The organism is Marinobacter sp. (assembly GCF_044799475.1).
Lineage (GTDB): Bacteria > Pseudomonadota > Gammaproteobacteria > Pseudomonadales > Oleiphilaceae > Marinobacter.
On the sequence record NZ_CP085217.1, the window covers coordinates 3,650,670 to 3,670,915 of the forward strand.

Here is a 20,246-nt window from a genome sequence, read left to right on the forward strand (position 1 = left end):
ACCCGATCAACGGTTCAGTTTGTCCAGAAGCTGGGATGTCAGATCCATTGCCGGCTTGGCATAGACCACTGCCTCACTGGGAAGGATCAGATCCAGATTATTCTCGTCCAGCAACTCCTGCACGGCCCGATCCACTTCCGGACGGGCGTTTTCAAGGAATGACTGCTTGCGACTGGCAATGGTGGAATCCAGACGCTGCTTGAGAAAGTTGAACTCCTTCACCTTCTCCTGGAACTCGGCAGCCAGCCGGTTGCGCTCGGACTCATTCATCATGGCTCCGTCCCGCTCCAGACGCTCTTTCATCTTGCGGGCATCTTCCTGAGCCCTGCGCACGTCTGCCTCATCCCCTGAGAAGTCCCTCTGGAGCTTTTCACTGAAGACCTGGGCGTCTTCCGAGGAAAACAGTGCCTGGCGAAGATCTACCACGCCAATCCGGGTTTCCGCCAGGGCGGGAACTGCTAATACCAGAGCCAGCAGACCGGCAATCATGGATTTATGGAACATGAGCAATACTCCTGTTTATATCTGTTTTCGGTTTCAGACCGACATTACAACACTGCCGGAGCCCGGGCAGTCATCAAAAGCCCTGACCAAGGGAGAACTGGAATACTTCGGTCTCGTCCCCGGACTGGTCATTGATCGGTTTGGCGAGGCTGAAGGCCAGCGGACCGACCGCTGTAATCCATTGAAAGCCAATGCCAACGGACAGACGGACCTCATCCAGTTCAGGATCAAAGTTACGGTCCGGATCAAACACCTGCCCTGCATCAACAAAGAAGCTGGTTCTCATTGTCCGGGTATCCCCGGCGAAGGGCGTGGGGAAAATCAGCTCCACACCTCCCTCGGTCAGTACATTGCCGCCAAACGGATCCGGATCCGAGAGATCATTATCGCTCGGTCGTGCTCTGGGGCCCAGGGAGTTTGCCTCGTAACCGCGAACCGACCCATACCCGCCAGCAAAGAAGTGCTCGTAGAAGGGAATCAGATTCCGGTCACCGTAGCCGTCTCCGTAGCCAAGCTCGCTGCGGGCCCGAAAGATCCAGCGCTGGTCTTCATCCAGCGGCTGATAGAAGTCCGTCCTGTGTGACAGCTTGAAATAGGTCAGATCGCTTCCAGGCACGGCTACATCGCCGGACAGGGAATGGCTGAAGCCCGCTGTTGGCAGAATGCCCCGGTTCAGGGTGCTTCGGCGCCAGGAGGCATTGAGGAAAAAGTTGTCAAATTCGTTGCCCTCCTCGTCGATAAACTCCCGGACATCCTTGGAGGTGAAACTACCGGCCTGGATTTCCGAACGGGTGTAACCTACGCCGAAGTTGAGTCGACTGATCTGATCAATGGGATAGCCAAAGCTCAGATTGCCACCATATTCATCCAGCAGGAATGAGGATATGTCCTGCTCTTCAAAATCCGTCTCCCGTGCAAACAGACTGAACCCCCGGCTCACTCCGTCAACCGTGTAATAAGGGTTGCGATAGGAGAAGTTGGCGCTTTTGACTGACTCGCTGAAGTTGGCGCCAATCGCCACCCGCTTGCCGCTGCCGAGAAAGTTATTCTCGGAAATGTTCGCGCCCAGAATGGCTCCTGACACCTGGGAAAAACCTACGGAAGCTGACAGGCTGCCGGTGGGCTGTTCTTCCACGCTGTAAGTGACATCCACCTGGTCGTCTGTGCCCGGCACCGGCCTGGTTTCCACATCCACCGTTTTGAAGAAGCCCAGTTGCTCCAGCCGGCTTTTGGAAAACTCGATGCGGTCGGTGGAGGCCACGCCGCCCTCCATCTGGGTCATTTCCTGGCGAAGCACGTCGTCACGGGTCGAGACATTGCCTTCAAAGTTTATGCGCCGCACATAGGCACGCTTCCCCGGCTCCACAAAAAAAGTCACCACAGCCGTGTTGTCAGGGCCGGTCTCAGGGACCGGGTTCACGTTGGCAAAGGTGTAGCCTTCCCGCCCCAGACGCCTGGACAGCAACTCTGCGGTGTTGGTAACCGCCGCCCGGGAAAAGGTGTCGCCCGGCTCGAGGAAAATCAGTTTTTCCAGCTCCTCTTTCTCAACAATGAGCTCGCCCCGCAGCCTTACCTCTGAAATCGTATACTGGGGCCCCTCGTTCAGGGCCAGCGCGATGAACACTTCCTTTTTATCAGGAGAGATGGACACCTGGCTGGACTCAACACTGAAATCCAGGTAGCCCCGGTCAAGGTAAAACGACCGCAGAGTCTCCAGATCTCCGCTCAGGCGCTCCCGGGCGTACTTGTCGGCACTGGTGAGGGACGACCACAGGCTGCTTTCCCGGAGTTCAAACAGGTCCAGCAGGGTGTCGTCGCTGAATTCATTATTGCCAATGATATTCAGATGCTGAATCGCGGCGACACTGCCTTCGTTTATATTCAGACTCACCGCGACCCGGTTCCGCGGAAGGTCCTCCGCCGTGGCATTGACCCTGGCGTTGTAACGGCCCTGGGACACATAGGACCGGAGAATTTCCAGCTCAAGACGCTCAAGAGTGGCCCGGCGAAACACCTGCCCTTCCTGCAGGCCTGCACTGTTCAGGGCTTCCATGAGCATGTCTGTCTCGATGGCCTTGTTGCCATCTATCTCGATGGAACTGATGGCCGGCCGTTCCCTGACGGTCAGAATCAGCACATTGCCGTCGCGGCTCGCTTCCAGATCGGTAAAAAGACCTGTCCTGAAAAGCGTGCGGATTGCATCGCCCAGCTCGGACTCGTCGACAGATTCACCAATATCGACGGGAAAAGCCGAAAATACACTGCCCGCAGAGACCCGCTGCAGACCCTCGACCTCTATGTCCGAGACCACAAACTCATCAGCAACTGCTGGCTGAACTGCACACACCATGGTCAGGAGGCCGATCATCAGCCCTTTTAAGGAACGTCTCATTCAGTCAATTCGCCTGTTCACGCGAGTAAGGAGGTGGCAATTCTCACAACCGCATCAGGTCGTTGTAAAGTGCAAACACCATTAATATCAAAATCATTAGCATACCAATCTGTAACCAGAGCCCCTGGACCTGCTCGGAAAGCGGCTTACGGCGAATTGCCTCAATGCTGTAAAAGACAATATGGCCGCCGTCCAGAACCGGCACCGGCAGCAGGTTCAGCACCCCGAGACTGACGCTCAGGTAAGCCAGGAACCGCAGAAAATCCTCATAGCCGGAGCTGACGCTCGCCTCTGCCACCCGGGCAATGGTAATGGGGCCACTGAGGTTGGTGGGCGACAGCAGGCCGGTAATCATTTTCTGGATGGCAACCAGAGTGAGCCGGGTATCGCCCCAGGTCTCCGATACAGCCTGGGGAATCGCAGCCAGAGGACCATACTGGACCTGTCGGCGCAACTCCTCGGGGTAAGTTACCGGCTCCACGCCGGCGCCTACCCGGCCGATCTGCCTGCCGGATTCATCTCCCACAGCCGCAGGCGTGACCGGAACCCGGAGAGTATCACCGTCCCGCTTCACAGTCAGGGTAAGCTGCTCCCCGGGAGCCGCCTGAATCCGCTCCACCAGGGCAAACCAGTTGTCCACCGGCTCGCCATTCACCTCCAGAATCCTGTCTCCAGACTGCAGGCCAGCCTCGTCGGCAGGACTGCCGGCCTCCACCCGGTCCAGTACCGCCGGCACTTCCGGCCGCCAGGGCTGCACGCCAAATTCCGCTATCGGATTCGGTTCTTCCTCACTGAGGCGCCAGCCTCCCAGATTTGCGGTGAGAGTGCGACTGCGGTCGTCTTTCTTCACCTCCACGGACATCTGCCCCTGCTCGCCCGCGCGCTCCAGCAACCTCATGTTTATGTCACGCCAGGAGGTGACCGGCCGGCCATCCACCTGGTGGATCTCCATGCCTTCCGTGAGTCCCATGCGTTCGGCAATGGAGTCCGGATCCACCTGTCCCACCACAGGCGCGAGCGCGGTAAACCCCACGACGCTCAGGATCCAGTACGCAAAAATCGCAAACAGAAAATTCGCTGCAGGACCGGCTGCGGCGATGGCTATACGCTTGCCCGGCGACTTGGTGTTGAAGGCCTCGTGCAGCTGGTCTTCGGGCACCGGGCCTTCCCTTTCATCCAGCATCTTGACATAGCCGCCCAGGGGGATGGCAGCTATCGCGAACTCGGTGCCATGGCGATCGTAGCGGGACCAGATGGGTTTGCCAAAGCCCACGGAAAAACGCAGCACCCTGACCCCGCAACGACGCGCCACCCAGAAGTGCCCGAACTCATGAATGGTGACCAGAATACCCAGGGTCACGATTAGTGCCAGTACTGTCTGTGCTATCTGCATGTAACTTTTGCCCGCATGGTGTAGCCAAATGGCGCCTGTGAATGATCGTGCTGGCCGGTCCTGTCAGACAAGGGCGCGCTCAATCTGTTCCGCCGCCATTCGGCGGGCTGCCATGTCCTCTGCGAAAATGGTGTCAAAACTGTCCGCGTCCCTGACTGTCATGGCTGACAGGGTGCGCTCTATGATAAGGGGTATATCGGAAAAACCCAGCTTCCCGCCAAGGAATGCTGCCACCGCTACTTCATTGGCTGCGTTGAGTAGCGCTGGAGCCGTACCACCAGCCCGGAAGGCTTCCGCCGCCAGCCTGAGGCACGGAAACCGCTCAAGATCCGGCCGTTCGAAGTGGAAGCGACCCAGAGCAAAAAGGTCCAGCGGCGCCACCCCGGATTCAATACGCTCAGGCCAGGCAAGGCCGTTGGCAATGGGCGTTCGCATGTCCGGGCTACCCAGCTGGGCCAGCACTGAGCCATCCACATATTCAACCATGGAATGGATGATGCTTTCAGGGTGCACATGCACTTCAATCTGATCCGGCCGCGCGTTGAACAGCCAGCAGGCCTCGATCATCTCAAGGCCCTTGTTCATCAGTGTGGCCGAATCAACGGAGATCTTCTGACCCATTGACCAGTTTGGATGGGCACAGGCTTCTGCCGGTGACACCTCCCGCAATGCAGCTGCACTATGGGTGCGAAAGGGGCCCCCGGAGGCCGTCAGCAGTATGCGGCGAACGCCATCCCCGTTCAGGTTTCGCACCCGGGACGGCGGCAGACACTGAAAAATGGCGTTGTGCTCGCTGTCAATCGGCAGCAGTTCCGCACCGGAGCTGGCTACCGCGTCCATGAACAGCCTGCCGGACATCACGAGCGCTTCCTTGTTGGCAAGCAGTACCCGTTTGCCGGCACGCACGGCGGCCAGGGTTGGGGGCAGGCCTGCGCCGCCCACAATGGCAGCCATGACTGTATCCGCCTCAGGTGCCGCAGCCACCTCGCAGAGACCGTCCTCGCCGGCCAGCACGCGGGTTTCAGCCCGGCCCGCCAGCGCCGCCTGCAGACGGGTAGCGGCGTCATGATCCGCCATCACCGCGAACCTGGGGCGAAACTCAAGACACAACCGCGCCATGTCTTCATCGCGACTATTGGCCGTGAGGGCGTAAATCGCAAAACGGTCCGGGTGACGCCGGATCACATCCAGGGTACTGAGACCTATGGAACCGGTCGCTCCCAGAATCGTGACCTGGCGCATTAGCCCACACCTGCCCGAAGCCAGCCAAGCTGGGTAACCAGAAGCGCAAACAGGGGTATTGCTGCGGTAAGGCTGTCAATACGGTCCATGATGCCGCCATGGCCCGGCAGCAGCTGGCTGCTGTCCTTGATGCCCCGTGCGCGTTTGAACATGCTTTCCAGCAGGTCGCCAAGCACGGAAAACAGCCCCGTGATCAGGCTCGCGATTACCAGCAGGAGGGTTTCGAAACCACTGGCCGTGACCAGGTAGCTCGTAATCAGTGCCAGCAGCGTCACCGCGGCCAGACCACCCCACACGCCCGCCCAGGACTTGCCGGGGCTGACCCTGGGGGCAAGCTTGGACTTGCCAAAGGCGCGCCCGGCAAAATAGGCGCCGATATCCGCCACCCAGACAATAAAGAAGACGTAGAGAATCAGCAGCAGGCTGTTGCTCACCTCACCGAAGTCCACGGTGCCGGTACGAAGGTGATTGAGCCCCACCCAGGCCGGCACCAGCACCAGAACGCCCAGCGCACAACGCACGGGCGCCGGTTTCCAGTAGGCCGCCGCAGATGGATAGGCCCGAACCAGAAAGAAACACGCCACCCACCACGCGAAGGCCAGCCAGAGGACGACCCCCGAGTGCGCGTGCCACAGAAGATAAAGCACCAGGGCCATGGCTGCGGCATAACCGACGCGCTGTGGCTGGCCTGTGAGCCCGGCCATATTGGCCCATTCCCAGGCACCAATGGTTATGATCGCACCGGTAAACAGTGCGAACCCCAGTGGCGGCAGGAAGAAAATACCGAACACCGCGATGGGTGCAAGAATCAGTGCTGTGATGATCCGGGTCTTGAGCACGGGACTGTTCGCTCTGTTGTCGTTATTTTGGAACGGCGCGACCGGCAATCTGATCATCGGTCTGGCCAAAGCGTCGCTGCCGGCCGGCATAGGCCTGGAGGGCTTCACGCATCTGTGCAGCACGGAAATCCGGCCAGTACACCTCAGAAAAATACAGTTCCGTATAGGCCAGGTGCCAGAGTATGAAATTGCTGATGCGCTGCTCACCGGCAGTCCGGATCATCAGGTCCGGCATGGGCAGGTCCCCGATCGACAGATACCGGCCAATGGTTTCATCATTGATGTCTGCAGGCTCCAGCTTCCCGGCCTGCACGAGACCCGCAACCTGCCGGGTGGCCTGTGTAATATCCCAGCGCCCCCCATAGTTGGCCGCAATAACAAGGGTCATCAGGGTGTTGTCCCTGGTGAGTGCCTCGGCGCGCTCCATGTGCTCCTGCAGTACAGTACTGAACGCGGAGCGGTCGCCAATGATCCGCAAACGGATGTTGTTACGATGCAGCTTTTTGACTTCACGCTCAAGGGCAAACAGAAACAGGCGCATCAGGGCGGACACTTCCTCCTGGGGGCGGCGCCAGTTCTCGCTGGAAAAAGCAAACAGCGTCAGCACTTCAACCCCTTCGCGGGCGCAGGTCTCGACCACTGCTCTTACCGCGTTCACTCCGGCCTTGTGTCCGGCCACACCGGTTAACCGGCGAGCCTTGGCCCACCGGTTGTTGCCATCCATGATGATGGCCACATGCCTGGGGCTGTCCCCCGCAGTGACGGGCACACCGGCTGCGGGCGTGCCTCTGCCAGGCGCTCCCGGTCCCGACGACACCGTACCAGAGACCCCGGCAGCCGGCAGACCGTTACCCGGCCTCCCGGCAGATACACTTTCCGTCATGCAATCCCCTGATCAGCCAGACGCTCTGTGTCGTTCGGCTGATTGACTGTTAAGAAGCTGCGCTCAGGAGGGTCAGACCTCCATCAGGTCTTCTTCTTTGGATTTGAGCATCTTGTCGATTTCGGCAATGTAGCGGTCGGTCAGCTTCTGGACTTCATCCTGGCCCCGGCGCTCTTCGTCTTCGCTGACTTCCTTTTCCTTCAGCAGTTCCTTGAGGTCCGCATTTGCATCCCGGCGGGCATTTCGTACCGAAACCCGCGCATGTTCGGCGTCTGCCCGCGCCTGTTTGACCATAGTGCGACGGGTTTCTTCCGTCAGCATGGGCATGGGCAGACGGATCAGGTCACCACTGGTGGAGGGGTTGAGCCCCAGATCCGAGGCCATGATCGCCTTTTCGATGGTCGGCATCATGCTCTTTTCGTAGGGCGAGACAGCCAGTGTGCGGTTGTCTTCCACGTTGATGCTGGCCACCTGCTTGAGAGGCGTCTCCTGACCGTAATAATTTACTGTAACACTGTCCAGGATGGACGGATGCGCCCGGCCCGTACGAATCTTGTTGAAAGCCGAGCTGAGGGCTTCAATGCTCTTTTTCATGCGCTTTTCAGCGTCAGATTTGATTTCGTTAATCACGTGATTATCCTCAATTCATGGTCCGGGCGTCCTCTTCAGACCCCCTGTTCTGTTCAGGCCAGATGTACTCGTGGCCGCTGTCAACCTCAGACTGTTGCCATATCTTCCAGGCCGGAAGCGCCGTCTGCTTCGATAAGGGTACCTTCATTCTCCCCGGTAACGATACGGGTAAGCACGCCAGCCTTGTTCATGTTGAAAACCCGCACCGGCATGCCCTGGTCGCGACACAGGCAGATAGCGGTGAGATCCATCACGCCCAGTTTTTTATCAAGCACTTCATCGTAAGTCAGACGCTCGTACTTCTCAGCCGTGGGATCAAGCACCGGATCGGCGGAATATACACCGTCCACCTTGGTGGCCTTCAGCACCACATCCGCCTCGATCTCAATACCGCGCAGACAGGCTGCGGAATCCGTGGTAAAGAAAGGATTGCCCGTACCGGCGCAGAAGATGACCACATCGCCATCCTTCAGATCCCGCAGGGCGCGGCGACGGTCGTAGTGCTCCACCACACCGCTCATGGGAATGGCGGACATGACGCGGGTCCGGATGTTGGAACGCTCGAGGGCATCCCGCATGGCAAGACCGTTCATGACGGTAGCCAGCATGCCCATGTGGTCACCGGTCACCCGGTCCATGCCGGCTGCATTCAGGGCCGCGCCCCGGAACAGATTGCCACCCCCGATGACAAGGCCAACCTGAATACCAATGCCGATCAGCGCGCCGATTTCCAGTGCCATGCGATCAAGCACCTTGGGGTCAATCCCGAAATCGTGCTCCCCCATGAGGGCTTCACCACTGAGTTTGAGCAGAACGCGCTTGTATCTCGGCTGGGTACTGGCTGGCTTAGGCATAGCGGTGTGTCCCCTTCTTCACAGTGTCCATCAGGACGATGGTTCAGTAGGCTGACCAGCCGGGGATGTGCTCGCCGGCGGCCCGGCCCGTATCTGACATGCCCCCTGCACCTGCCCGCCCCGGCACGTACAAAAAAGAGGGTATCTCAGATACAGACCAGCCACGAGGGCCGGACGCACCGGCCAACGTGGCGGACCTGATAACGGTCACCCGGGCCTGTCAGAATCCTGACAGCTGACCCGGATGCCGCTTTTACAGCAGGATCAGGACTTGCCAGTGCCAGCAGCGGCAGCCACTTCAGCAGCAAAATCCACTTCTTCCCGCTCGATACCTTCACCGACTTCAAGCCGGATGAAACCAGCCAGTTCTCCGCCTGCGTCCTTGATCAGGGCGCCAACGGTCTGGTCCGGGTTCTTGACGAAGGGCTGCTCAACCAGACTGTTTTCCTTGAGAAACTTGTTGATGCGACCCGTGGTCATCTTCTCAACGATTTCAGCCGGCTTGCCTTCCATATCAGGCTGGGAGCGGATGATATCCTTCTCTTTTTCCACTTCTTCGGCCGGCATGTCTTCGGTCTTGCCAACACGGGGATTGACGGCAGCAACGTGCATCGCCACATCCCGGGCAACTTCCGGAGTGCCGCCAGTCAGGGCAACAACGGCAGCAATCTTGTTGGTGCTGTGGACATAGCCATCCACAACCGGACCTTCAACGCGCAGCAGGCGCCGCACGGAGATGTTTTCACCGATCTTCTGGACCAGAGCTTCACGCTTGCCTTCCAGCTCGCCCGCCATCAGCTTTGCAACATCGGTTTCGTCGTTTTTGAACGCCACGTCCAGCACTTCGCGGGCGAAGTTCAGGAAGTTCTCATCGCGGGCGACGAAATCAGTCTCGGAGTTAACCTCCAGAATGAAAGCACGGGTGTGGTCATCGGATACCTTGACCAGGGACACGCCTTCAGCCGCAGTACGACCGGCTTTTTTGGCGGCTTTCAGGCCGGAAGACTTGCGCATTTCTTCGATTGCAGCGTCAACATCGCCACCAGCTTCAACCAGTGCCTTCTTGCACTCCATCATGCCAAGACCGGTACGGTCACGCAGTTCCTTGACCATTGCAGCGGTAATTGCAGCCATGTTCAATTCCTCTCATTTCACGAATCCAGGAATCTGTGCCCGCCCTTGGCGGTCACAGTATTTAATCATTGGGCGAGGCACCAGGCCTCAATGCCGGACTATCAGATTCTGCTTAAAGAAACGGGGACCGGAAGCAACTCCGCAGTCCCCTTTCCGCCTCCCGTCAAAAACCCTGATTCAGGGCATCTGAACGTCTGGAAGGCACAAGCAGATTACACACAGGCAGATTACTCGGCCGCCGGTGCGCCTTCGGCATTTTCGCTGACTTCAACAAACTCGTCAGCACCAGCACCGGCAGTGGAGGCTTCGATGCAGGTATCGGCAACAGCATTCACGTAAATCTGAATTGCGCGAATGGCGTCGTCGTTGCCCGGAATAACGTAATCCACACCGTCCGGATCGCTGTTGGTATCAACGATGCCAATAACAGGGATGCCCAGCTTGTTGGCTTCCTTGATAGCAATACGCTCGTGGTCAACATCGATAACAAACAGGGCATCGGGCAGGCCGCCCATGTCCTTGATACCGCCGATGCTGCGCTCAAGCTTGTCCATCTCGCGGGTACGCTCAAGGGCTTCTTTCTTGGTCAGCTTGTCGAAGGTGCCGTCCTGGCTCTGGGTTTCCAGCTCCCGGTAACGACGGATCGACTGACGGATTGTCTTGTAGTTTGTCAGCATGCCACCCAGCCAGCGGTGGTTAACAAAAGGCTGACCGGCGCGCTCGGCTTCTTCCTTGATGGTTTTGGCCGCTGCACGCTTGGTGCCGACAAACAGAACCTTGTTCTTGTTCTCTGCCAGCTTCTGAACAAAGTTCAGGGCTTCGTTGAACGCAGGAACTGTCTGTTCAAGGTTGATGATATGAATCTTGTTGCGGGCGCCGAAGATGTACTTCGACATTTTCGGGTTCCAGTAACGGGTCTGGTGACCGAAGTGAGCACCTGCCTTGAGCAGGTCACGCATATTTACCTGAGCCATGATAATTACCTTTTTTAGCTTCGGGTTAGTCCTCCACACGTCCAATTGCCCCAACCTGTCTGAACAGGCACCCTGGGACAACGTGTCGACGCGTGTGCGAATTTGCCTGAGTGTGACCGGAAGATCACAGCTCGGCGGGCGCGTTTATACCATAAAACCGGGTTTTGACGCCAGCATAAATGTCCTCTTCTGCCTCTTGCTGGCCAGAGGAACAGCGTTCCAGCTTGTACCCGCTCCCCCCGGCCCCTAAAATGGGCGATTGATTCAAGCCAACGGGAATCCCAATGCAGGTATCCATCAAAACCCCGGAAGAGATAGAGAAGATGCGCGTCGCCGGCCGCCTGGCCGCCGAAGTCCTTGAGATGATCGGTGAGCATGTCAAGCCGGGGGTCACCACCCAGGAACTGGACAGCATCTGCCATGACTACATAGTGAACGTTCAGAAGGCGATTCCGGCGCCCCTGAATTACAAGGGCTTTCCCAAATCCATCTGCACGTCAGTCAACCATGTGATCTGTCACGGCATTCCGTCGGAAAAGAAGGTCCTGAAGAGCGGGGACATCGTCAATATCGATATCACCGTCATCAAGGATGAATACCACGGAGATACCAGCAAGATGTTCTTCGTCGGTGAGCCAAAAGTGGCCGCGGATCGGCTGGTGCGGGTCACCCAGGAATGCCTCTATAAAGGTATCGAGCTGGTTAAGCCTGGCGCCAGGCTCGGGGATATTGGCCATGTTATCCAGCAGCATGCCGAGAAAAACCGTTACTCGGTCGTACGGGAATACTGCGGCCACGGCATTGGCCGGGTCTTTCATGAAGAGCCCCAGGTCATGCATTACGGCAAGCCGGGCACCGGCCTGGAACTGAAGGAAGGCATGACCTTCACCATCGAGCCGATGATCAATCAGGGCAAAAAGGACTGCAAGCTGCTGCCGGACGAATGGACCGTGGTCACCAAGGACCACAAGCTGAGCGCCCAGTGGGAGCACACCATACTGGTCACGGCGGATGGACACGAGGTTCTGACCAGACGGAAAGAAGAGAACCTTTAAGTGACCGCCGCCACGCTGGAGTCCCGCATCAGTCACGACCCCTCGCCGGTCGCTCCTGCCCGCCAGATGTTGCAGGAGAGCTATGCGGCAGATGCCGAGGCCTTCAGGAAGGGGGCGGACGTCCGGGAGCTTGTCCACTCAAGGGCCGAAACCGTCGACAGAGTCCTGCAACTGATCTGGAACCGCTACCCTTTCTCTGAATCTCCGGATATAGCCCTGGTGGCGGTGGGCGGGTATGGCCGGGGCGAACTCCACCCCCATTCCGACATAGACCTGCTGATTCTCACCCGGGAAGGCGTTCACCAGGCCTGGGAAGAGGACCTGGGTGGCTTTGTCACCCTGCTCTGGGATCTCCGGCTGGACATAGGCCACAGTGTCCGCAGCATCAGCCAGAGCCGGGAAGCCGCAAGCGAAGACATCACCATCCTCACCAACCTGCTCGAAACCCGCACCATCGCCGGCCCGGATGACCTGAGAGCCGAGCTGAGCGAAGCTGTCTATTCGGACGATGTCAGCTCCGACCGGGATTATTTCATTGCCAAGCGGGCGGAACAGAAAAAGCGCCACCAGAAATACGGCGACACGGAATACAACCTGGAACCCAACGTAAAAGGCTCCCCGGGTGCCCTGAGAGACATACAGAACATTGGCTGGATTACCAAACGGCATTTCGGCCTGCAGAGCATCGCTGACCTGACCCGTTTCAGCATCCTCACGGAAGAGGAATATCAGATTCTGCTGCAGGGGGAGACCTTTCTCTGGCGCCTGCGCTATGGTCTTCAGCTGATTGCCGAACGCAACGAAAACCGGCTGCTGTTTGATCACCAGCGGGCCCTGGCGAGCATGCTGGGCTACCGGGATGAGGGCAAACGTCTGGGTGTGGAACTCATGATGCAGGCTTACTACCGCACCGTGCTGGCCCTGGCGGAGCTGACTGATGTCATCCTGCAGTTTTACGACGAGGCCATCCTGGAAAGCGAAAAAAAGGAAGAGATCCGCCCTCTCAACAAGCGTTTCCAGACCCGCAACCAGTATATAGAAGCGGTCAATAATCAGGTATTTGCCTATGCTCCCTATGCCATCATGGAAATCTTCGTGCTGCTGGCCCAGCACCCGGAGATCAAGGGTATCCGCGCAACCACCATCCGCTCGCTCCGTGCCCATCGGCACCTTATAGATGATGCCTTCCGGCGCGACCTGGCCGTTACCTCCCTGTTCATGGAACTGCTCAGAACACCCCACGAGCTGGACCAGACCCTCGCCCAGATGAAAAAGTACAGCGTTCTGGGCCGTTATCTGCCGGAATTCGGCGACATCATCGGGCAGATGCAGCACGACCTGTTCCACATCTACACAGTGGATGCCCACACCATGCGGGTCATACGCAACATGGTGCGGATGAGTACCCCTGACGCCCGCACGGAATACCCTCTGGCCTCCCGACTCATTCACCGCCTGCCAAAACTGGAAGTGCTTTACATCGCGGGGCTCTATCATGACATCGCGAAGGGCCGGGGCGGCGACCACTCGGAACTGGGCGCAGTGGATGCGGAGGCATTCTGCAAAAATCATCATCTGAGCGAGCGCGACACCAAACTTGTGTCCTGGCTGGTGGAAAACCATCTGCTGATGTCCATGACCGCACAGCGCAAGGATATTTCCGACCCGGACATCATTCATGATTTCGCCAGGTCCGTGCCCAGCCAGGTGCATCTGGATTATCTCTACGTGATGACTGTCTGCGACATCAGCGCCACCAACCCGAAGCTCTGGAACACCTGGCGCGCCTCGCTCCTGAGGCAGCTGTACATTGAATCCCGCCGGGCCCTGCGGCGGGGGACGGAAAATCCCATTGACCGCAGGGACTGGGTGCGGGCCACCCAGTCAGAAGCCAGGGAGATTCTCCACGCCCAGAACATGAGCGATGAGCAGATCGACCGGGTATGGGAAACCCTGGACGAGGAATACTTCCTGCAGGATTCAACCGTGGACATTGCCTGGCAGACAGCGGCCATCATCCGTCACGGGGACAACCCGGACCCGCTGGTTCTGATCAGGGATACCAGGGGCGGCCCCACGGACGGTTACACCCAGATCATCATCTACGTGACAGACCGGGTGGCGCTCTTTGCCGCCACCACCGCCGTGCTGGAACAGCTGAACCTCAACATCGTTGACGCCCGCATAAGCGCCAGTGCCGGCCCATACTCCATCAGTGCCTACGTGGTACTGGACGAAAAAGGCCAGCCCCTGGGCAAGGACCCGGCCCGCAAGGAACGGGTACGCGCGCGACTGATTGAAGAACTGGACGACCCGGAAGACTATCCGGCCATCATTCACCGCCGCACGCCCCGTCAGCTCAAACATTTTGCCTTCCCCACCGAGGTGACCTTCTCCAATGACACGGTCAACCAGCGCACGGTAATGGAAGTCATCACCCCCGACCGGCCAGGCCTGCTCGCCCGGGTCGGCCAGGTTCTGCTGGAACACAGGGTACGGCTGACCACAGCGAAAATCGCGACTCTGGGGGAACGGGTGGAGGACGTCTTCTTCATCACGGATGAGCAGGGCGAGCCCCTGAGTGACCCACACGTCTGCGAAGCACTCCAGGAAGACCTACGCACCATGCTGGATGACACCCAATGAACCCCAATCTTTCCCGGCTCCACCCCTACCCTTTTGAAAAGCTCACCCAGCTGAAAGCAGGTATCACGCCGCCAAAAGACCTCAGTTCGATCGCCCTTTCCATAGGCGAACCCAAACATGCGGCCCCGGCGTTTGTGCAACAGGTGATCACCGATAACCTGGAGCGCCTGTCCAACTACCCCACCACCCGGGGCACGGACGAACTGCGGGAAGCCATTTCAGCCTGGGCTACCCGGCGCTTCCATCTCAAGGCGGGAACCCTGTCGGCCGAGCGTCATATCGTGCCGGTCAATGGCACCAGGGAAGGCATTTTTTCCCTGGTACAGTCGGTGGTGGACAGCACCAGGCCGGCGACCGTGGTCAGCCCCAACCCTTTCTACCAGATCTACGAGGGCGCGGCCCTGCTGGCCGGCGCCACGCCCCACTATCTGGCCTGTGATGCAGACAACGGCTTCATTCCTGATTTCGCGGCTGTGCCGGCGGAAGTCTGGAAGAACTGCCAGATTCTGTTTCTGTGCTCCCCTGGCAACCCGAGTGGCGCCGTGATTCCCCGGGAAACCCTCGCCCAGGTGATCGAACTGGCGGACCGCCACGACTTCATCATTGCCTCCGACGAGTGCTACTCCGAACTCTACCCGGACGAAGCCGCCCCGCCGGAGGGCCTGCTCCAGACCTGCGCCGCCATTGGCCGTGACGATTACGCAAGGTGCGTGGTGTTCCACAGCCTGTCCAAGCGCAGCAACCTGCCGGGACTGCGCTCGGGTTTCGCGGCGGGCGACGCCAGCCTCCTCACGGACTACCTGCGCTACCGCACCTACCATGGCTCTGCCATGCCCATCCAGCACCAGCTGGCGAGCATTGCCGCCTGGCGGGACGAAGCCCACGTCCGGGAAAACCGGACCGCCTACCGGGACAAGTTCGAGGCCGTGGTCCCCATCCTGCGCCAGGTCATGGATGTGGACTTCCCTGACGCCGGTTTCTACCTCTGGCCCAGGACCTCCATGAGCGATGAAACCTTCGCCCTGGAACTCTCTGCCCGGCAGAACGTTCACGTACTACCCGGCCGATACCTGTCCCGCACCGTGGACGGCTACAACCCGGGTGAAAACCGCGTGCGGATGGCGCTGGTGGCGCCCCTGGAAGAATGCGTGGAAGCCGCGGGACGGATTGTTCAGTTTCTCAAAAACTACTGATTGGCCACGGACGTGAGGCGGGGGTCATTGGCCACGGACATTCACGGAGGAGGGGGTCAGATCAAGCATGATCTGACCCCCTGGGTGCCGTGGCTAACTAAATGAGGCCTTTAAACAATGAAACTCTATGGCATCAAAAACTGCGACACGGTCAAAAAGGCCAGAAAATGGCTGGACGAAGCCGGCATCGCCCATGAATTTCACGATTTCAAAAAAGATGGCCTGACCAGCGAACGGCTGACCAGGTGGGAAGAGGCTGCCGGCTGGGAAGCCCTCCTCAACCGCCGCGGCACCACCTGGCGCAAATTGCCCCAAACAGTTCGTGATACCATTGGCGCCCAAACCGCCCATGAAATCATGCTTGAAAACCCCTCCGTCATTAAGCGGCCAGTGGTGGAGCATGGTGATTCGGTAATGATCGGCTTCAATGCCGGGGAATGGGAGCGGACGCTGGAGAAAGGGTAGAAAAAGACTTTTTGCCACGGAATCCACGGAAGGACACGGAAAGTAAAGATTAAAAAAATTTAGCCACGGACGACACGGACATTCACAGACGTGAAGCCGGGGTCAGATCAAGCCTGATCTGACCCCTTGGGTGCCTTTGTCCGTGCCAGTCCGTGTCGTCCGTGGCTATCATTTCTTTTCTTTCCGTGTCCTTCCGTGGATTCCGTGGCTAAATTTATCAGGGGTCAGATCAAGCCTGATCTGACCCCGTCCCACAGAGGAGCAACCAACAGATGAGTTTTGCATTCGGTATCGGCATTGGAACCCAGAACAACCAGGGCGAGTGGCTGGAAGTGTTTTATCTGCACCCGGTTTACATGCCCGGTCCGAAGCTGGTCGAGGTTGCCGGCAATGTAGTGAACTATACCGGTGGCAACCAGGCCATCTCCGCAACGCCGAAGCAGCTTAAAGCCCTTGCGGAAAGCCTTGGTGAGGCCGGCTTTGGCGACCAGGCCAATCTGGCGGTGAGAGCAGCCACCAGTGAACGGCCCGTGGTAGTCACCCTGCTTGAAAGTGACGACACCGCTTCCAGCACCCCGGAGGTCTACCTCAAGCTGCACCTTATCTCTCACCGTCTGGTCAAACCCCACAGCCTCAAGCTGGATGGCATTTTCGGCAAACTGCCGAATCTGGCCTGGACCAACGAAGGCGCGATCGATCTCAACGAACTGCCAGACCGGCAGCTCAAGGCACGGATCGAAGGCCGCCTCCTGGAAGTAAAATCCGTCGACAAGTTTCCCCAGATGACCGATTACGTCGTGCCCAAGGGCATCCGCATTGCCGACACCGCCCGGGTGCGGCTGGGGGCTTATGTGGGCGAAGGCACCACTGTCATGCATGAAGGTTTCATCAACTTCAACGCCGGCACTGAAGGCACCAGCATGATCGAGGGCCGCATCTCCGCCGGCGTCATGATCGGCCAGGGCTCCGACCTGGGCGGCGGCTGCTCCACCATGGGCACCCTCTCCGGTGGAGGCAACATCATCATCTCCGTGGGCGAGAACTGCCTGATCGGCGCCAACTCCGGCATCGGCATCCCCCTGGGCGACCGCTGCACGGTAGAAGCCGGACTCTACATAACTTCCGGCACCAAGGTCGCCCTGCTGGACGACAACAACGAGTTGGTGGAAGTCATCAAAGCCCGGGACCTGGCCAGCAAGCCGGATCTCCTCTTCCGCCGCAACAGCCAGACTGGCGCCGTGGAATGCAAGACCAACAAGAGCGCGATCGAGCTGAACGAAGAGCTGCACGCTAATAACTGATTTTTTTGCCACGAAATCCATATATGGTCTCCTCCCATTTGCAAGGCCTCAGACGTTGATGAGGGACAGGTTGCTGCCATATATCCGGCCTGTTAACGAGGCGGCTCTGCCGCCTCTGGCCCTGATGAGGATTCGCCGCGCGCCTGCCTAATCACGGAAGCGGCCTTATAGCCAGTGGATTCCAGAGGTTTCAGGTGCGCCGGTTTGACCTGTTATGTCATCAATGTGTCTGTTGCCTTCGCAACCTTGGGTAAAGTTCTTTTCTATAGATTCGCGACGTTAGTTGCTCTGTTTACGTTACGTTTTTCAGGCCACTGCCATTTGGCTCTCTGCTGACCTGTAGTGTTCCTGGCGGGCCACAACGACCCAGGCCATTCGGATTATCTTGTTAGCCACAGCAACAACCGCTCGGTTGTGACCTCGCCTGGCTTCCACCGCCAGAGCCCACTGGCTCAGGGCGTCTTGCCTGTTCCTGGCCGTTCGCACCACGGCGCGAGCGCCATGAACCACCAGGGACCTCAAGTAGGCATCGCCTCGCTTGGTGATCCCGTACAGCGACTGCTTACCACCAGTGCTGTACTGTTTCGGCACCAGACCCAGCGCTGCTGAAGCATCCCGGCCACGCCGGAATTGCTGACCGTCGCCCATCCAGCTTTTGACGGCACTGGCGACAACCGGGCCAACACCGGGGATACCGGTCAACCGACGGCAGGTGTCGTCTTCTTTGGCCTGTTGTTGCAGTTGCTCGTCGTACCACGCCTGCTCTTCAAGCAAGGCCTGGAGTCGACGCCACTGCCGGTTCAACAGCATGCGGAACCGAGTGCTTAAACCGTTTTCAGCGTCTTCGAGCAACTCAGGCACTCGTCGGCGAAAAGCACTGACAGACTTCGGTACAGTTAGCCCATACTCCGCCAGAAGACCACGCATCTGGTTCACCAGCCGGGTGCTCTCGACCTTGAGACTCCGGCGGATGGCGTGAAATGCCTGATCGTCCTGTTGCTCGATGCTCTTTACCATCACCGGACGAATCGCACCGTGAAGGCAAGCCTCAGCAATGGCCTGCGCATCGTTGTAATCGTTCTTCTGCCCCCGCAAATAGCCTTTAACGTGCTGTGGAGGCAATAGAGCTGGTTTGTGACCATGCTCTTCCAGCCAGCGGCCCCAGTAATGAGCACTACCGCAGGCTTCCAAAGCCACAGTCGCCGGCTCGTGCTTCGCCAGGAACCGTTTCAAGCCATCCCGGCGAAAGGTTTTCCGGCGCTTTACATCGCCTCCGCGACCCAGCTCAATAACCGCAAAAGAGGTTTTTGCCAGGTCGATGCCGATCACGGTATTCTGATGCATGGTCTCCTCCTTAACTCGTTGGATAGTGTCAGCAACATCTATCCTGGCGCATCGCGACGCCGATTTGGAGTGGGGAGGAGACCATCCCATCTCGGAAGAACACGGAAGGTAAAAATAAAAAAGATAATTTCTATTTTTCTTTCGCTTTTTTCCGTGGATTCCGTGGATTTCGTGGCAAATCAGTCTTTATTTCCGCGTTCTTCCGCGGATTCCGCGGCCAAACAAAAAAGAGACCCCAGATGACCCTCTCCCCCACCCTCGAACTCGCCATCGACCTGATCCGCCGTCCCTCCGTCACGCCGGATGACGCCGGCTGTCAGGAGCTGATGATGTCCCGTCTGGCGCCCCTGGGTTTTGGTGGCGAGAACATGAAGTTCGGCGATGTGGACAACCTCTGGGCTCGCCGGGGCTCGGAAGGGCCTGTTGTGGCTTTTGCGGGGCATACCGATGTAGTGCCAACAGGGCCGGAGAAGAACTGGGCCCACCCGCCTTTTGACGCAATCATCAGGGAGGGCTATCTGTTTGGCCGGGGGGCAGCGGACATGAAAGGCAGCCTGGCTGCGTTCGTTACCGCCTGTGAGCGTTTTGTGGCCAACCATCCGGACCACCGTGGATCCATTGCCCTGCTGATCACCAGCGACGAAGAGGGGCCGGCCCACAGTGGTACGGTCAAAGTGGTGGAAGCCCTCGAAGCCCGCAATGAAAAGATGGACTGGTGCCTGATCGGCGAACCCTCCAGTACCCATCATGTGGGAGATGTGATCAAGAACGGCCGGCGGGGCTCCCTCCACGGCTACCTGACCGTGCACGGAATCCAGGGCCATGTAGCCTACCCTCATCTGGCTGAAAACCCCGTGCACCGGGCAGCCCCGGCACTGACCGAACTGGCCGCAGAGCAATGGGACCAGGGCAATGAGTTTTTCCCGGCCACCACCTTTCAGGTGACCCGGGTTGAGGCTGGCACGGGCAGCAATGTGATTCCCGGCGAAATGCTGGTGCACTTCAACTTCCGATACTGCACCGAAAACACCGCCGACAGCCTGAAAGCCCGGGTTCTCGATATTCTGGACAGACGCGAACTGCGCTACGACCTGCAATGGCATCTCAGCGGTGAGCCCTTCCTCACCGCCAACGGCGCCCTGGTGGAAGCTGCCCGCAAGGCGATCCGCGGCGTGACGGGAAGAGAGGCGGAGCTATCCACCTCTGGCGGCACCTCCGACGGACGCTTCATTGCCCCCACCGGCGCCCAGGTTCTGGAACTCGGCCCCCTGAACGCCACCATCCACAAGATCGACGAATGCGTGAAGGCGGAAGACCTGGATACCCTGTCAGCCATCTATGAAGAGATGCTGGTGGAGCTGCTCACTCCCTGAGGTTTGAGCAGGGTCGCCTGTTGC

17 protein-coding genes are annotated in these 20,246 nt (G+C 58.7%); 6 read left to right on the forward strand and 11 right to left on the reverse strand.

Annotated elements, in window-relative coordinates; translation table 11 throughout:
- Positions 1-6: 6 nt before the first annotated feature.
- The 10 genes from LG327_RS16740 to rpsB form a co-directional block, all read right to left on the reverse strand.
- Complete coding sequence (locus tag LG327_RS16740) at positions 7-504, reverse strand: OmpH family outer membrane protein (protein WP_404363654.1); 498 nt, start codon at positions 502-504, stop codon at positions 7-9.
- A 73-nt stretch (positions 505-577) separates the two neighbouring features.
- Positions 578-2,896 carry an outer membrane protein assembly factor BamA gene (bamA, locus tag LG327_RS16745; RefSeq protein ID WP_404363656.1) on the reverse strand — a complete coding sequence of 773 codons (2,319 nt, stop codon included), beginning with the start codon at positions 2,894-2,896 and terminating at the stop codon, positions 578-580.
- A gap of 43 nt (positions 2,897-2,939) precedes the next feature.
- On the reverse strand, positions 2,940-4,289 hold the full coding sequence (gene rseP / locus LG327_RS16750; protein WP_404363658.1) for an RIP metalloprotease RseP: 1,350 nt from the start codon (positions 4,287-4,289) through the stop codon (positions 2,940-2,942).
- A gap of 63 nt (positions 4,290-4,352) precedes the next feature.
- Positions 4,353-5,531: a 1-deoxy-D-xylulose-5-phosphate reductoisomerase gene (gene ispC / locus LG327_RS16755; RefSeq protein WP_404363659.1), complete on the reverse strand. Its 1,179-nt coding sequence runs from the start codon at positions 5,529-5,531 to the stop codon at positions 4,353-4,355.
- Positions 5,531-6,370 carry a phosphatidate cytidylyltransferase gene (locus tag LG327_RS16760; protein WP_404363661.1) on the reverse strand — a complete coding sequence of 280 codons (840 nt, stop codon included), beginning with the start codon at positions 6,368-6,370 and terminating at the stop codon, positions 5,531-5,533. The genes ispC and LG327_RS16760 overlap by 1 nt, the downstream gene beginning before the upstream one ends.
- Before the next feature lie 22 nt (positions 6,371-6,392).
- A complete protein-coding gene (gene uppS / locus LG327_RS16765) occupies positions 6,393-7,094 on the reverse strand; it encodes a polyprenyl diphosphate synthase (protein ID WP_404369514.1) in 702 nt (233 codons plus the stop codon).
- Positions 7,095-7,325: 231 nt separating this feature from the next.
- Complete coding sequence (gene frr / locus LG327_RS16770) at positions 7,326-7,883, reverse strand: ribosome recycling factor (RefSeq protein ID WP_404363663.1); 558 nt, start codon at positions 7,881-7,883, stop codon at positions 7,326-7,328.
- Between the two features lie 86 nt (positions 7,884-7,969).
- Positions 7,970-8,737 carry a UMP kinase gene (gene pyrH, locus LG327_RS16775; protein WP_404363665.1) on the reverse strand — a complete coding sequence of 256 codons (768 nt, stop codon included), beginning with the start codon at positions 8,735-8,737 and terminating at the stop codon, positions 7,970-7,972.
- 264 nt (positions 8,738-9,001) lie between these two features.
- Complete coding sequence (gene tsf / locus LG327_RS16780; protein WP_404363666.1) at positions 9,002-9,871, reverse strand: translation elongation factor Ts; 870 nt, start codon at positions 9,869-9,871, stop codon at positions 9,002-9,004.
- A gap of 227 nt (positions 9,872-10,098) precedes the next feature.
- Positions 10,099-10,845 carry a 30S ribosomal protein S2 gene (gene rpsB / locus LG327_RS16785; protein WP_404363667.1) on the reverse strand — a complete coding sequence of 249 codons (747 nt, stop codon included), beginning with the start codon at positions 10,843-10,845 and terminating at the stop codon, positions 10,099-10,101.
- A 284-nt stretch (positions 10,846-11,129) separates the two neighbouring features.
- Here rpsB and map point away from each other — a divergent pair, with 284 nt between their 5' ends.
- The 5 genes from map to dapD all read left to right on the forward strand — a co-directional run bounded on the left by map (position 11,130) and on the right by dapD (position 17,505).
- Positions 11,130-11,900 carry a type I methionyl aminopeptidase gene (gene map / locus LG327_RS16790; RefSeq protein WP_404363669.1) on the forward strand — a complete coding sequence of 257 codons (771 nt, stop codon included), beginning with the start codon at positions 11,130-11,132 and terminating at the stop codon, positions 11,898-11,900.
- Positions 11,901-14,546 carry a [protein-PII] uridylyltransferase gene (locus LG327_RS16795; protein WP_404363671.1) on the forward strand — a complete coding sequence of 882 codons (2,646 nt, stop codon included), beginning with the start codon at positions 11,901-11,903 and terminating at the stop codon, positions 14,544-14,546. It abuts the gene before it with no gap.
- Entirely contained in the window at positions 14,543-15,739 is a 1,197-nt protein-coding gene (dapC, locus tag LG327_RS16800; protein WP_404363672.1) for a succinyldiaminopimelate transaminase, read from the forward strand. Before LG327_RS16795 ends, dapC begins: the two co-directional genes overlap by 4 nt.
- A gap of 117 nt (positions 15,740-15,856) precedes the next feature.
- A complete protein-coding gene (locus LG327_RS16805) occupies positions 15,857-16,204 on the forward strand; it encodes an ArsC family reductase (RefSeq protein WP_404363674.1) in 348 nt (115 codons plus the stop codon).
- Between the two features lie 272 nt (positions 16,205-16,476).
- On the forward strand, positions 16,477-17,505 hold the full coding sequence (gene dapD, locus LG327_RS16810; protein WP_404363675.1) for a 2,3,4,5-tetrahydropyridine-2,6-dicarboxylate N-succinyltransferase: 1,029 nt from the start codon (positions 16,477-16,479) through the stop codon (positions 17,503-17,505).
- Between the two features lie 306 nt (positions 17,506-17,811).
- On the opposite strand, the gene LG327_RS16815 is transcribed toward dapD, so the two are convergent.
- Complete coding sequence (locus tag LG327_RS16815) at positions 17,812-18,849, reverse strand: IS110 family transposase (RefSeq protein WP_404363677.1); 1,038 nt, start codon at positions 18,847-18,849, stop codon at positions 17,812-17,814.
- 239 nt (positions 18,850-19,088) lie between these two features.
- On the opposite strand from LG327_RS16815, the gene dapE reads away from it, so the two are divergent.
- On the forward strand, positions 19,089-20,222 hold the full coding sequence (dapE, locus tag LG327_RS16820) for a succinyl-diaminopimelate desuccinylase (RefSeq protein ID WP_404363679.1): 1,134 nt from the start codon (positions 19,089-19,091) through the stop codon (positions 20,220-20,222).
- Positions 20,223-20,246: the final 24 nt, after the last annotated feature.

Coding starts and splice junctions, on each gene's coding strand:
- LG327_RS16740 (WP_404363654.1), bottom strand. CDS start 504: ATGTTCCATAAATCCATGATTGCCGGTCTGCTGGCTCTGGTATTAGCA.
- bamA (WP_404363656.1), bottom strand. CDS start 2,896: ATGAGACGTTCCTTAAAAGGGCTGATGATCGGCCTCCTGACCATGGTG.
- rseP (WP_404363658.1), bottom strand. CDS start 4,289: ATGCAGATAGCACAGACAGTACTGGCACTAATCGTGACCCTGGGTATT.
- ispC (WP_404363659.1), bottom strand. CDS start 5,531: ATGCGCCAGGTCACGATTCTGGGAGCGACCGGTTCCATAGGTCTCAGT.
- uppS (WP_404369514.1), bottom strand. CDS start 7,094: ATGGATGGCAACAACCGGTGGGCCAAGGCTCGCCGGTTAACCGGTGTG.
- pyrH (WP_404363665.1), bottom strand. CDS start 8,737: ATGCCTAAGCCAGCCAGTACCCAGCCGAGATACAAGCGCGTTCTGCTC.
- tsf (WP_404363666.1), bottom strand. CDS start 9,871: ATGGCTGCAATTACCGCTGCAATGGTCAAGGAACTGCGTGACCGTACC.
- rpsB (WP_404363667.1), bottom strand. CDS start 10,845: ATGGCTCAGGTAAATATGCGTGACCTGCTCAAGGCAGGTGCTCACTTC.
- map (WP_404363669.1), top strand. CDS start 11,130: ATGCAGGTATCCATCAAAACCCCGGAAGAGATAGAGAAGATGCGCGTC.
- dapC (WP_404363672.1), top strand. CDS start 14,543: ATGAACCCCAATCTTTCCCGGCTCCACCCCTACCCTTTTGAAAAGCTC.
- LG327_RS16805 (WP_404363674.1), top strand. CDS start 15,857: ATGAAACTCTATGGCATCAAAAACTGCGACACGGTCAAAAAGGCCAGA.
- dapD (WP_404363675.1), top strand. CDS start 16,477: ATGAGTTTTGCATTCGGTATCGGCATTGGAACCCAGAACAACCAGGGC.
- LG327_RS16815 (WP_404363677.1), bottom strand. CDS start 18,849: ATGCATCAGAATACCGTGATCGGCATCGACCTGGCAAAAACCTCTTTT.
- dapE (WP_404363679.1), top strand. CDS start 19,089: ATGACCCTCTCCCCCACCCTCGAACTCGCCATCGACCTGATCCGCCGT.